Raw genomic sequence first — 11523 nt, forward strand, 5'->3', positions numbered from 1 at the left:
GTTCGAAGAGACCCGCAAGGTAATCGATTCCAAGAATTAGGTCGTGTTTCAGCCATGAGCTGGTGGTGCCTCGCGGCGCGGCCGGAACCTGTCCAGGAACTTCCGAATCACTTATCATCATGAAGCTGCGGGATGGGCTCCGGTCGGAGCGGCCGGCGCGCTGATCTCCAGTCAATTGCATTCAATCCCAGAAAACGGCCAGAGGTTGCGCCCGACCGCACGGTTTGCTTAATAAGCAGTGTCTAATATTCGACGTGATATTAAGTGGCAGGTGGCTACCGAGCGGCGTGAAGGCAACGAGAGCATAGAATGCCGCACCTCGCCCTTGGCTTGATAAGAGGGGATACGTGATGAGCAATTCGGCAATGGGCGCATTTCGTCCAGGCATATTTGGTCCATGCATCGTTGCGGCAGTGGCGCTGATCTCGGGTTGCCAGGCCCTGGATGCGACAAAAGCCGACGCGGTCGCTTTCAAGCCTGTGGTCCACGCGGTCCGCGGCAAAGCCGCGGTCCTGCCGCTCCACGCCATGACCGCGGTTCATTCGCTTAGAATCGAGCCTGAGCTTCTGGTGACGAGCACGACAGGGTCGACCGAAATCGACTACGCTTTCATGTCACCGAAGCCGATCAAAATCGGCACGCCAAGACCGGCGAAGATCGCTTACAATCCGGTCATTGGTGGGTCGTTTCCGGGGAATTCGCCCTATATCTGCAGCCCCAGCGGATTTGGTCAGCGCGCCAGTTGCCACCCGCGCTCTCTCTGATCTAGCCAGCAGCGAGGGATGCCGCCGCCTTGCCCGGCGGCAATTCCACCGGTTTTGTCCGCAATCCGAAGAACGGGGCCGCCGTCCTGACGATCGTGTCGATGTCGGAAAGCTGCGGCACAAAGCCAAGATGCGCGCGCGCCTTGCCCGGATCGGCATAGAGCTCCGCCGGATCTCCCGGACGGCGGGTTTTGAAGACGGCCGGAACTGGTCTTGAGGTTATCCGGCTGACCGCCTGTATGATCTCCCTGATCGATACGCCGCGCCCTGTGCCGAGGTTGACGGCCAGGCTTTGTCCACCGCCCTCGAGGTGCTGGAGCGCTTTCAGGTGGGCGCTGGCGAGGTCGCTGACATGGATATAGTCGCGCACGCAGGTTCCGTCCGGCGTGTCATAGTCCGTGCCGAAGACCTCGATCTCATCGATGATGCCAGACGCCGCCATCAGCACCCGGGGAACCAGATGCGTTTCGGGTGAATGCCACTCGCCGAGCTCGCCGTCGGGATCGGCGCCGCAGGCGTTGAAATAGCGCAGGATCGCGAATTTCATCCCATAGGCGGACGCATAGTCGCCGATGATCTGCTCTCCCATCAGCTTGGTGCGCCCGTAAGGGCTGATTGGACTTTGCAAGGAGGTCTCGCGAACGGGCAAGGCCTCCGGCACGCCGTAGGTAGCGCAACTGCTGGAGAAGATGATGTTGTCGATGCCGTGCGCGCGTGCCGCGTCGAGCACGGCGATGGTTCCGGTCACGTTGGTCGAATAATAGTCGGCCGGCTCTTGCACGGATTCCCCGACATAGGCCAGCGCCGCGAAGTGGATGACCGATGTCGGCCTGTACGTCCCGATCGCCCCCCGCAGCGCATCCCGGTCGCGGATATCGCCGACGACAAGCGGACCCCAGGCGACAGATTTCCGGTTGCCGCGGCACAGATTGTCGAAAGCCACGGGCAGATAGCCAGCGGCCGCCAGCAGCTTGCAGGTGTGACTGCCGATGAAGCCCGCCCCACCTGTCACCAGGATCGCCGGTCGGCTCATGAAGCCGCGGCCCCCGTGATCATGCGGCTGCCGTAGAGCAGGGTGTCGAAATAGTCGACCGTATGGGCGAGCCCCTGGGCCAGGTTGATCCTCGGCTCCCAACCGAGATTGTCCCTGGCGAAGGAAATATCCGGTTTGCGCTGCCTTGGATCGTCGATCGGCAGCGGCCGGTGCACGATCTTCGATCTGGAGTTGGTGTAGCCGACGACCAGCGTCGCGAGTTCCATGATGGTGAATTCACCGGGGTTGCCGAGATTGACCGGATGGGCGGGCGCACACGGCGCATTCATCAGCCGTATGAAGCCTTCGATAAGATCGTCGGCGTAGCAGAAGGAGCGGGTCTGCAGGCCGCTGCCATAGACGGTCAGGTCTTCGCCGCGCAAGGCCTGGACGATGAAGTTCGATACCACGCGCCCGTCATCGGGCTGCATGCGGCGGCCGTAGGTGTTGAAGATGCGGGCAACGCGGATGTCGAGCCCATATGTCCTCGAATAGTCGAAGAACAGGGTTTCGGCCGAACGCTTGCCCTCGTCATAGCAAGACCGTGGGCCATGCGTGTTGACGTTGCCGAAATAGCTCTCGGGCTGTGGATGCACGAAGGGATCGCCATACACCTCCGAAGTCGAGGCCTGGAATATCTTGGCATTGTTCCGGCGCGCGAGTTCCAGAAGGTTCAGCGAACCGAGCACGCTTGTCTTGAACGTATGGATCGGATCCGCCTGGTAATGCGGCGGAGAGGCCGGGCAGGCGAGATTGTAGATCTCGTCGGATTCAAGGCCGACGGGCAGCGGATCGACAATGTCGTGCTCGATGCAGGTGAATCTGGGATCGCGCAGAAGGGTGTTGAGATTGTATCTCTTGCCGGTTTGAAAATTATCCAGCGCGACGACGTCATAGCCGTCCCGCAACAGGCGTTCACACAGATGCGACCCCAGGAAACCCGCGCCCCCGGCAACCAGCGCGCGACGCCGTTTCTGGTGAGGCTCCCTTTGACCGATCCCGGAACCCAGTTTCAGAACCTTGAAGACCTTGCTCATGCTTTTCCCCTACGCAACCCGCACGCTACCGCCGCGCCGTGACAACAGTCCGGCCACGCCTTCAGAACGTGACAATCCCTCCGCATCAGCGGATTCGCTGCCATTGATGTGCGCTAATTGTTCTCTGGGTTCGCGGGGTCGCCGCCGCACGACTTACGTGCTGCCGCTCACCCGTCTCCACGCCCCAAAAACGCGGTCACACCTTCGGTGCCGTCATCGTCGATTGCTCGCCCAAATTGCACATCCCAACGTGCCGAAAATATACCTGTGTGGATCATAGTCAACTGAATTAGTAATTCCTTAACTACAACTATTTGCGAATGGTTAACCCTCCGATGGCTCAGCCCCGCCGCGCCGGGCTGTGAGGGTTCGGGCGGATACTCGTTGCAAGTCAATGGTTTGGATCGGCTGCCGAGGCGATACCGGGGCTGGGATGGCGGAGGTCGCCGCTGCCATTGCGCGTCTCGGTCTGTATCCGACGAAGTATACCAAGTGGAGAATGGATCTGGGCGACCCCTGAAGGGGTCAAATTTTCAATTCGCAATGAGACTGCTGGCCGAAGCCACTGGGGCTGCAAACATAAATGTCATGATGTGAATATTCTGCGAGAATTTCTTTACTAAAAGAGGATGCGTCGCAGCCATTTATGGCACAAAGAACGCCAAGAATCAGAAATTTAACGGAAAATCGCTGGGTCATGACGGATTTGAACAGCGATCTTGTTTCCTCGAGCCGATCAAAGGCTTTGTGCATAAGGCCCCTCATTCGCATGGCGCGGATCGACGGTCATTTTGGTCGTGAAAAGAAAGCGTCCATTCGATGCCGTAACATCGATGACTTCCACAATGGCATTGAGCGCATAGGTAGAGAGCGCCGTCCATTGCGCGATCGCGTACGCACCCAGCCCCGCCTCGGCGCAACCGCTCGCAAAATGCCTGGGAGCACCGCAGAATGGTCGCTTCATTCGAGGCTTGGACGACCTGGAAGCGGCCGGCAGCTTCCAGGTCGAAATAGCCTACTGCCCGCCCATTTCCTTCTTGAATGTGTCGAAATCGACCTGCATGCCGTTGAAGATGGTGCTCCAATGGCGGGTCAGCGCGGCCATTGCCACGGCTTCCTGGATCTCCTCGTCGGTGGCGCCGGCGCGCTTGGCGTCCTGCGTATCCGACCAGATGCAATAGTTGCATGGAATCTGCGCCGCCACTGCAAGCGAGATCAGCGACTTGACCTTTGGCGGCAGAGCCGTCTTGTCGCTGAGCTCGATGGCCTTGACCTCGGCCCAGGCGCCGGGCAGACCGGCCTTCGGAAACTGCTTCACAAAACTCGGTACGCCGCCCATGGTCGACTGGATATCCTTGAGGGTCTCATCATAGTCGCCGGCATGGGCTGGTGCCGCGACCAGGGCCAACGCACAACCGGTGGCGGCGAGCAGGCAGCCGTGGTGTATGGACGAAAGCACGGATGAAAGAATGCGATAATTAGACATGACATTCTCCTCTGGTCTTTGTTAGCCTTACGATGTAAGGTGATGTGAAAAATGAACCTTACACTGTAAGTTGTCAAGCGGCGCAATGGACACGTCAATCAAAAAAAAGCGAGTGCGCGGGCGCCTGTCGCGCGAAATGATCGAGGACGCGGCCTTCAACGTTATCGAGACGGAAGGGCTCTCCGGCTTTTCGATGCGCAAGCTGGCTGCGGCGCTCGGCTGCGAGGCGATGAGCATCTACCACCATTTTCCTTCGGTGGCGCATTTGCACGAAGCGCTGGTCGACCGGCTGGTCGGTTCCCTTGAAATGCCCGATGCCGGCCTTCCGTGGCGGCAAAGAATGCGCATTGCCATCGAGGATTTCCGCCGCATCGGCCGCGACCATCCCGCCTATGCCACTTTCCTTGTCACCTACCGGATGAACTCGCCGATCTGCCTTGCCTGGCTGAACGGCATCTTGAGCCTGTTCAGGGATGGCGGCTTCGACACCGAACTCAGCGCGCGGCTATTTCGCGCCGTCGGCTACTATCTGATGGGTGCGGTGCTGGATGAGAATGCGGGCTATGCCAAAGGTCCGTCGGCGGTGAACACGGTTGGCGACGAGCAACTGGCCCGGGATTTTCCCAACGTCATGGCCGCCGGCCGCTTTTTCGGTGCCGCCGAATTCGACAAGACATTCGAGCTTGGCCTCGACATGCTGCTGGACGAAATGGAACGCCTGCGCGACGGTGCCGGGGCTGGCCAGTTGTCCGGCAAGGTGTGAATACGAGGTGAGTGTCTGAATGCGCTTTCTGTTTGTCCTGATCCTGCTTGCCGGCATCGGCATCGGCTTCATCTATCCCTGGGCGATGACCAATTTTTCCGGCCGCGAGATCGGCACCTGGCGGGTCTATGAGCAAGGCCGCTTCAAGCCGTTGAGCGTGTCACTCTCAAGCCGCGACGCGCCGGTCCGCGTCCTGGTCGACCTCACCGCGCGGGCCGAACGCATCGTTTCGCAGCAGCGCACGGTGTTGACGCTGACCGCCGCCACCAATGGCCGCACGGTGCTTGCCTCGACCTTGCAGTTCAACCATGTCGACAATCCGCGCCAGGCCAGCCCGCAGCTGCCCGACAAGATCTTTCGCGACGATGCAGGTGTCATCGCAAGCGTCAATTCCGGTCCCTATGTGTTCACCGTCGGTCCGGGTGACGCCGAGGACATACCGATGCGGGCCGTCGATCTCATCCTGCGCTCCGGTGTCGGCGAAACCGACCGGCGTGTGCGGCCGGTTGGCTTCGCCCTGATGGCGGTCGGCTTGATCGGCTTCCTGCTGTCCCTGCGTTCTGGAGGCGGCCGGCCGGACAATCCGAACTCGCAACCACCATCGCCGCGTTGGGGCAGGGGTTGACGGATGTCGCCCAAAAGTGTGGAGCGGTTTGGGGTAACGACATGCGTAACGGCAACGGATCATGAATTATCGCCACGCCTACCACGCCGGAAATTTCGCCGATGTCGTCAAGCACGTCGTGGTGACGCTTCTGCTTGAATACCTCAAGCAGAAGGACAAGGCGTTTCGCGTCGTCGACACCCATGCCGGCATTGGCCGCTACGATCTGTCCTCGGTCGAGGCACAGAAGACCGGCGAGTGGCTGGGCGGCATCGGCAGGCTGATCGATGCCTCGTTCGATACCAGGGCGGGCGCGCTGCTGGCGCCGTATCTGGAAGCGGTGAGGTCGCTCAATCCGGGGGACGGCGTGAAGAAATATCCGGGCTCGCCGCTGCTCGCACGCCATCTCCTGCGCAAGCAGGACCGGTTGTCGGCGATCGAACTGCACCCGAAGGACGCTGCCAGGCTGAAGGCGGAGTTCGCCGGCGACTTCCAGGTGCGGGTGATGGAACTCGATGGCTGGCTGGCGCTCGGAGCGCATCTGCCGCCGAAGGAGAAGCGCGGCCTTGTGCTCATCGATCCGCCCTTCGAGGAGGAGGGCGAGTTCGGCCGCCTCGTGGATGGGCTCATAAGGGCACACAAGCGCTGGCCTGGCGGCATCTATGCGCTGTGGTACCCGATCAAGGACCGCAAGGCGGTGATTGCCTTCAGGAAGGCCCTGAAGCAATCCGGCATCCCGAAAATCCTCGACATAGAATTCGAGATCAGGCCGGCCTCCTTGGAACCCAGCCTCGATGGCAGTGGCATGGTGGTGGTCAACCCGCCCTTCACGCTGGAAGGCGAATTGCGAACCGTGCTGCCGGCCTTGCACAAATTGCTTGCCGTGGAAAGACCGGCGCACTGGTCGCTGGAATGGCTGGCGGGAGAGTAGGCAGCCGCGGCTTTCGACCTCGTCGGGCGGTGCTGCTAGGTTATCGAGGAGGCGTCCGCGAGCGCAGATGGCGTGACGCCGGACAGTCGCCTGCTCTCACGTATCAGATGAGCCTGATCCGAATAGCCGGCTTCGACCGCCAACACCGCGGTTGAAGCATCGCCGGACGTTTGCCTCAAGCGCCGATAGCGATGAAAGCGCAGGATGCGGTCGAGCGTCTTTGGGCCGTACCCGAAACTTTCCTCGAAACGGCGACGCAGCGTCCGCTCGCTCATATGCAAGGTGCGCAGCAGGAACGGCACCAGCGACTTGTCGGCCGGCAGTCCCTGGTCGACAACGTCAAAGGCAAAGCCCATGGCCGCATCGGCCACACGGTGGTCTTGCGTGCATGCGCCGATTGCCTTCTCCAATTGTCCAACCAAGCCGGCGAGATCGGGCATGGCGCGGACACTGCCTGCCAGATGACGCGCCCGCACACCCCAGAGGTCGCTGAGGTCGAGGCGTTCTCCCACGATCTGGTTGGCCGGCACGCCCAGCCAACCGGCGGCCGCCCCCGGTCGGAACCTGAAGCCGACAATCGTCGCCCCTGACGGCAGTATCTCGATCTGCGGCTCCCTGTCGGGTCCCGCGATCCGGAATCTGCCGTCGATCCACTGCAGGTCGATCGTCGCATCCGGCGTTATCACGACCGGTGGGGCGTCCCGGTCCCGCATGCGGTGGACCCAGACGGACGTGAAAGCGGCAGCCAGCCGCCTGTCGGCGGGGCGTTCCTGGAAAGAGCCGGTGGCCTGCGCCAGTACCGCTTCCATCGCTTCAGCCTTTGTCGGTCTGCATGGCCCTGGGTCTCGCCGGCTCGTCATTCTGGTCCACGGACCCGGCCATTTTGGCCGAAATCTTCAATGCGAGCCGCTCCCGCCATGGCAAACCACACCAAGCCTTCGGTGCCATTCGCAACCCCTTTGGCGCCAAGGTCACGATACCGCGCAAGTACAGAATATAGAAAGGAGAAACCAAAATGAAAGCTCGCATCAGTGTCATCACGCTTGGTGTCGATAATCTGGAAGCTTCGTTCGAATTCTACCGGAAGGGACTGGGGTTTCCGACCGAAGGCATCATCGGCAGGGAGTTCGAGCACGGCGCCGTCGCCTTCTTCGATTTGCAGAACGGCTTGAAGTTCGCGATCTTCGAACGCCCCAACATCGCCCGTGACGCCGGCGTCGCCCAGACTGGCCGCAGCCCGACGGAATTCACCATCGGTCACAATGTCACGAGCAAGGCCGAGGTCGATGCCGTGATGGCGCAGGCCATCAGGGCCGGCGCGCGCCCCGTCAAGCTCGCCCAGGACACGTTCTGGGGTGGCTATGCCGGCTATTTCCAGGATCCAGATGACCACCTCTGGGAAGTCGTCTTCAACCCTGCCTTTCTTCCCAAGGACTGAACCCGGCAGGCATCCGGCAGGAGGTTAGCATGTTCGCTCAAACGGTACAGGCGCTGGGCGCGCTTCTGATCGGTGGCGTGTTTGTATGGGCCGGCGTCGAACATTTCGTGAAGTTCGGGGCAATGACCGAGTATCTGGCCGCCCGGCAATTTCCCTTCCCGGCCTTCCTGCTCGCCGCGGGCTCGGCGTTGGAGATCGTCGCCGGCTCGTTGCTTGCCGTGGGCATCGCGGTGCCTTTCGCCGCCGGCGCGCTGGTCGTGTTTACGCTGGCGGCGAACATGTTCCTGCTGCGGTTCTGGGCCTGCGAGGGCCTGGAACGGCAGGCGTCGCGATCCGCCTTTCTGGTCAATTTCGCCGTTATTGGCGGATTGCTGTTTGCGGCAACCGTATAGTCTTGTTCTGGAAACCATTGTTTCGGCAACCGCTTGACCGCCGCCGAGCGAATCCGCACAGTGCGCGCAATCGACCTTGAGAGGCTGCCATGACTCGCTTCGCCAAATCCGCATTTGCCGCCTTGATTTCGCTCTGTACCCCGCTTGCCGTACCTCTCGGTATCACTCAGGCGGCGCAGGCGGCCGACCTTGCCGTCTATTCCGACGACGATGGCGGCATCTGCGGCCAGCCCTGGGTGCTTAGCAAGATCACCAGCCGCTTCTCCTACCAGGTGCATCACGTGCCGCACCTGCCGGATGTGCAGATCACCGATTTCCGGCGCATCCACCAGCATCGCTATCTGCCGGCCAATGACACCTGGCCGATCGGCCGCCGCTATTGCGGCGCCACTGTCAGTCTCTCCGACGGGCGCGACCGGACCATCTGGTACCTGATCGAGGAAGGCCAGGGATTTGCCTCGATCGGCGACAATGTCGAATTCTGTGTCTCGGGCTTCGACCGCTGGATGGTCTATAACGGCCGCTGCCGCGTCCTGCGCTAGGCGCGGCCTTCCGATTTTCGATTTCCTTGAGCGCCTGCGGCTTGATCGGCCGTAGGCGTTTTTCGTGCCGCGTTGACAGATGGCGGGATCCGTCGCATAAATATGAGACAGACCTGTCTCATCACATGGTGTGCATCATGACGCCGTCACCTGTCTCCGACAAACGCCAGCATGTCGTCGAAACCGCCTATGCGCTGTTCAGGCGCGCCGGCTTCCATGCCACCGGCATCGACCGGATCATCGCCAAGGCCGGCGTGGCCAAGATGACGATGTACCGGCATTTCCCCAGCAAGGACGAGCTCATCGTCGCCGTGCTCGACTATCGCGCCCGGCGTTTTGACGATCAGCTCGACCGGCTTGCCCGGAAGGACATCACGCCAGAGCAGAAGATCTCAGAGATATTCGACTGGCATGGGCGCTGGTTCCGCAGCCCGGATTTCCACGGCTGCCTGTTCGCGCACGCGCTGGCCGAGTTTGGCGAGCCCGGGCATCCGGTGTTCGAGGCTGTCGCCAGGCAGAAGAATGGCCTTCGCCAGCGCATGCGGTCGATACTGTCGGAAGTGATGCCGCGCGGGCGGGCCGAGAACGTGGCGGCAACCCTGCTGATGCTGGTCGAAGGCGCCACCCTGATGGCGCAGATGGGGCAGGCGGACATCGCCTTGCGTGAAGCCCGCAAGACCGCCCTGGACATCATCGCCGCCTCGCGCAGGCCGCAATGAGCCCGCTGGTCATCGGTCTCGCGCTTTTCGCGGCGATCCTGCACGCAAGCTGGAACGCCTTCCTGCGAACCGGCGCCGACAGGTTATGGACCGTCACCGTCATGAGCTTCTCCAGCACGGCGCTGGCCGTTCCGCTGGCCATCGTCAACGGTTTTCCAGCCACCTCGGCCTGGCCCTATGTCGGGCTCTCGGCCTGCCTGCAGGTCGGCTACAGCGTGTTTCTGGTGGCGGCTTACAGATACGGCGAATTGGGGCAGGTCTATCCTATTGTTCGCGGCAGCGTGCCTCTGCTCGTCACCCTTGGTGGCTTCCTGCTCGCCGGCCAACAGCTCACCGTTCTAGAGACCGTCGGCGTTGCCTTGGTCGGCGGTGGCATCATGGGGCTTTCGCTCGGACGCGGAAGAGCCGCCACGACATCGATCCTCTATGCGCTGGCGACGGGAGCAATCATCGCCGCCTATGCGACGGTCGATGCAATCGGCGTCCGTGCGGCCGGCAATGTTGGCGCCTACACCGCTTGGGTCCTGCTCGCCTATGGCGTCTTACTGCCGGCGACCTTCGTCGCCTGTCGTGGCCGGCTCGCTGTCGACCCGCGGGCGCCGGAAACCTGGAAGGCACTGGGCGGCGGCCTGTTCGCGCTTCTGGCCTACGGCGTCGTGGTGGCGGCCTTCGCGCTCGGGCCGGCCGGTCCGATCACCGCGCTCCGCGAGACCAGCGTCGTTTTCGCCGCCTTCATCGGCCGGCTGTTTCTTGGCGAGACGCTTACGCCCCGCCGGGTCGGCGCCTGCGCCGTCGTCGCGCTCGGCGCCATCTGCCTCGGTTATCAATCGTGACGATAATGCATGCGCCTGCCGGCACGCGCGGTACCGGCTCGGGGCTGGCGGGACTTGCCTATTCGGCGTGGTGGCGACGCGCTGAGGGAGTGCGCTGAGCCGCAACGCTATTTCCTGCGTTGCGCCAGCTCGGCCTGATCGATGATCTTGCGAAGAAAAGCGATGTGGCCGCGAAAGGCTCGCCGCCCGATCGTCGTTGCCTTGATCCGGGTCTGCGGCCGTCGCCCGACGAAGAGCTTTTCGACATCGACATAGCCTGCCCTGGCCAGCGTATCGATATGCGCTCCGAGATTTCCATCGGTGGTTTCGATCATGGCCTTCAACTGGGTGAACTCCAGCGCCTCACGCCTTTCCAGCGTGTTCAGGATGGCCATGATCCTGAGCCGCGTGCTCTGATGGATGATGTCGTCGGCGCTCACCGATAGGCTCCGCCGTGGCAAAGCCTCGGACTGCCGCCGCGTGGCCCGGCGATTGCGGACTGCGGTACTGTCGCTTGCCTTTGTGTGATCGAAATCAAACCGTCAGCTCCTGCTTTGCACAGAATACTCTGCCTTGTAGAGTTATCTGTCAATCAGCTGCTGGCGTTGGAGGTAGGCTTGACAAGGTGATCTCAGATTGGTCGCGCGCGTCGTGCTCGTAATCCGCATGGATCGTTCGACTGCGGAAGATGATTGCTTCGATGAGGTGGCAGGTCGTGATATTTCGCGGCCGAAGATCATGCGTGAAGCTGCTCGCTAATCTTCGCGGCTTCATGGTTGGCTCGCATCGAAAATGCCGGTGTGAAAATGCTGGGGTGCCAGAAGATCAGCAGCGGATTTTTGCGATGATGAGTGCGATCGTGTGTCGATCTCAACCAAAATTTAAGCTGCGAAAATCATAGCATTGCTTCGCTGGCTAGCGAGCCGCGAGTCAGATATGCATTGCGCGCCGGGGTCATTCACGGCCAACGGCATAACGTGAAGGGGCATGACATGGCTAAGC

15 protein-coding genes are annotated in these 11523 nt (G+C 61.5%); 9 read left to right on the top strand and 6 right to left on the bottom strand.

Annotated elements, in window-relative coordinates; translation table 11 throughout:
* Window positions 1-350 precede the first annotated feature (350 nt).
* A complete protein-coding gene (locus tag C1D09_RS08975) occupies window positions 351-764 on the top strand; it encodes a hypothetical protein (protein ID WP_246135685.1) in 414 nt (137 codons plus the stop codon).
* 1 nt (window position 765) lies between these two features.
* Here the strand turns inward: C1D09_RS08975 and galE are convergent, their stop codons facing one another.
* The 4 genes from galE to C1D09_RS08995 all read right to left on the bottom strand — a co-directional run bounded on the left by galE (window position 766) and on the right by C1D09_RS08995 (window position 4320).
* Window positions 766-1797, bottom strand: coding sequence for a UDP-glucose 4-epimerase GalE (gene galE, locus C1D09_RS08980; protein WP_143973935.1), 1032 nt, complete (start codon window positions 1795-1797; stop codon window positions 766-768).
* Entirely contained in the window at window positions 1794-2834 is a 1041-nt protein-coding gene (locus C1D09_RS08985; protein WP_143973936.1) for a UDP-glucuronic acid decarboxylase family protein, read from the bottom strand. Before C1D09_RS08985 ends, galE begins: the two co-directional genes overlap by 4 nt.
* A 736-nt stretch (window positions 2835-3570) precedes the next feature.
* Window positions 3571-3798 (bottom strand): hypothetical protein, encoded by a 228-nt coding sequence (locus C1D09_RS08990; RefSeq protein WP_143973937.1) that lies wholly within the window; start codon window positions 3796-3798, stop codon window positions 3571-3573.
* 51 nt (window positions 3799-3849) lie between these two features.
* Complete coding sequence (locus C1D09_RS08995) at window positions 3850-4320, bottom strand: carboxymuconolactone decarboxylase family protein (RefSeq protein ID WP_143973938.1); 471 nt, start codon at window positions 4318-4320, stop codon at window positions 3850-3852.
* Window positions 4321-4432: 112 nt separating this feature from the next.
* On the opposite strand from C1D09_RS08995, the gene C1D09_RS09000 reads away from it, so the two are divergent.
* The 3 genes from C1D09_RS09000 to C1D09_RS09010 all read left to right on the top strand — a co-directional run bounded on the left by C1D09_RS09000 (window position 4433) and on the right by C1D09_RS09010 (window position 6618).
* Window positions 4433-5083, top strand: coding sequence for a TetR/AcrR family transcriptional regulator (locus tag C1D09_RS09000; protein WP_246135686.1), 651 nt, complete (start codon window positions 4433-4435; stop codon window positions 5081-5083).
* Between the two features lie 19 nt (window positions 5084-5102).
* Window positions 5103-5708, top strand: a complete 606-nt coding sequence (locus C1D09_RS09005) for a hypothetical protein (RefSeq protein WP_143973940.1) — start codon at window positions 5103-5105, stop codon at window positions 5706-5708.
* Window positions 5709-5769: 61 nt separating this feature from the next.
* Window positions 5770-6618, top strand: coding sequence for a 23S rRNA (adenine(2030)-N(6))-methyltransferase RlmJ (locus tag C1D09_RS09010; RefSeq protein ID WP_143973941.1), 849 nt, complete (start codon window positions 5770-5772; stop codon window positions 6616-6618).
* A gap of 35 nt (window positions 6619-6653) precedes the next feature.
* Here C1D09_RS09010 and C1D09_RS09015 read toward each other — a convergent pair whose 3' ends face one another.
* Entirely contained in the window at window positions 6654-7427 is a 774-nt protein-coding gene (locus C1D09_RS09015) for an AraC family transcriptional regulator (RefSeq protein WP_143973942.1), read from the bottom strand.
* Between the two features lie 206 nt (window positions 7428-7633).
* Here C1D09_RS09015 and C1D09_RS09020 point away from each other — a divergent pair, with 206 nt between their 5' ends.
* The 5 genes from C1D09_RS09020 (at window position 7634) to C1D09_RS09040 (ending at window position 10542) form a co-directional block, all read left to right on the top strand.
* Complete coding sequence (locus C1D09_RS09020; RefSeq protein WP_143973943.1) at window positions 7634-8056, top strand: VOC family protein; 423 nt, start codon at window positions 7634-7636, stop codon at window positions 8054-8056.
* A gap of 29 nt (window positions 8057-8085) precedes the next feature.
* A complete protein-coding gene (locus C1D09_RS09025) occupies window positions 8086-8448 on the top strand; it encodes a DoxX family protein (protein WP_143973944.1) in 363 nt (120 codons plus the stop codon).
* An 89-nt stretch (window positions 8449-8537) separates the two neighbouring features.
* Complete coding sequence (locus C1D09_RS09030; RefSeq protein ID WP_143973945.1) at window positions 8538-8990, top strand: hypothetical protein; 453 nt, start codon at window positions 8538-8540, stop codon at window positions 8988-8990.
* Between the two features lie 137 nt (window positions 8991-9127).
* Window positions 9128-9709 carry a TetR/AcrR family transcriptional regulator gene (locus C1D09_RS09035; protein WP_143973946.1) on the top strand — a complete coding sequence of 194 codons (582 nt, stop codon included), beginning with the start codon at window positions 9128-9130 and terminating at the stop codon, window positions 9707-9709.
* The gene (locus C1D09_RS09040) at window positions 9706-10542 is read left to right on the top strand and encodes a DMT family transporter (RefSeq protein ID WP_143973947.1); all 837 of its coding nucleotides are present in this window, start codon (window positions 9706-9708) and stop codon (window positions 10540-10542) included. The genes C1D09_RS09035 and C1D09_RS09040 overlap by 4 nt, the downstream gene beginning before the upstream one ends.
* A gap of 107 nt (window positions 10543-10649) precedes the next feature.
* On the opposite strand, the gene C1D09_RS09045 is transcribed toward C1D09_RS09040, so the two are convergent.
* Window positions 10650-10961, bottom strand: coding sequence for a transcriptional regulator (locus tag C1D09_RS09045; protein WP_143973948.1), 312 nt, complete (start codon window positions 10959-10961; stop codon window positions 10650-10652).
* Between the last annotated feature and the right edge of the window lie 562 nt (window positions 10962-11523).

The sequence above is a fragment of the Mesorhizobium intechi genome (genome assembly GCF_002879535.1).
GTDB classification, from domain to species: Bacteria; Pseudomonadota; Alphaproteobacteria; order Rhizobiales; family Rhizobiaceae; genus Mesorhizobium; species Mesorhizobium intechi.

Coding starts and splice junctions, on each gene's coding strand:
- C1D09_RS08975 (WP_246135685.1), top strand. CDS start 351: ATGAGCAATTCGGCAATGGGCGCATTTCGTCCAGGCATATTTGGTCCA.
- galE (WP_143973935.1), bottom strand. CDS start 1,797: ATGAGCCGACCGGCGATCCTGGTGACAGGTGGGGCGGGCTTCATCGGC.
- C1D09_RS08985 (WP_143973936.1), bottom strand. CDS start 2,834: ATGAGCAAGGTCTTCAAGGTTCTGAAACTGGGTTCCGGGATCGGTCAA.
- C1D09_RS08990 (WP_143973937.1), bottom strand. CDS start 3,798: ATGAAGCGACCATTCTGCGGTGCTCCCAGGCATTTTGCGAGCGGTTGC.
- C1D09_RS08995 (WP_143973938.1), bottom strand. CDS start 4,320: ATGTCTAATTATCGCATTCTTTCATCCGTGCTTTCGTCCATACACCAC.
- C1D09_RS09005 (WP_143973940.1), top strand. CDS start 5,103: ATGCGCTTTCTGTTTGTCCTGATCCTGCTTGCCGGCATCGGCATCGGC.
- C1D09_RS09010 (WP_143973941.1), top strand. CDS start 5,770: ATGAATTATCGCCACGCCTACCACGCCGGAAATTTCGCCGATGTCGTC.
- C1D09_RS09015 (WP_143973942.1), bottom strand. CDS start 7,427: ATGGAAGCGGTACTGGCGCAGGCCACCGGCTCTTTCCAGGAACGCCCC.
- C1D09_RS09020 (WP_143973943.1), top strand. CDS start 7,634: ATGAAAGCTCGCATCAGTGTCATCACGCTTGGTGTCGATAATCTGGAA.
- C1D09_RS09025 (WP_143973944.1), top strand. CDS start 8,086: ATGTTCGCTCAAACGGTACAGGCGCTGGGCGCGCTTCTGATCGGTGGC.
- C1D09_RS09030 (WP_143973945.1), top strand. CDS start 8,538: ATGACTCGCTTCGCCAAATCCGCATTTGCCGCCTTGATTTCGCTCTGT.
- C1D09_RS09035 (WP_143973946.1), top strand. CDS start 9,128: ATGACGCCGTCACCTGTCTCCGACAAACGCCAGCATGTCGTCGAAACC.
- C1D09_RS09040 (WP_143973947.1), top strand. CDS start 9,706: ATGAGCCCGCTGGTCATCGGTCTCGCGCTTTTCGCGGCGATCCTGCAC.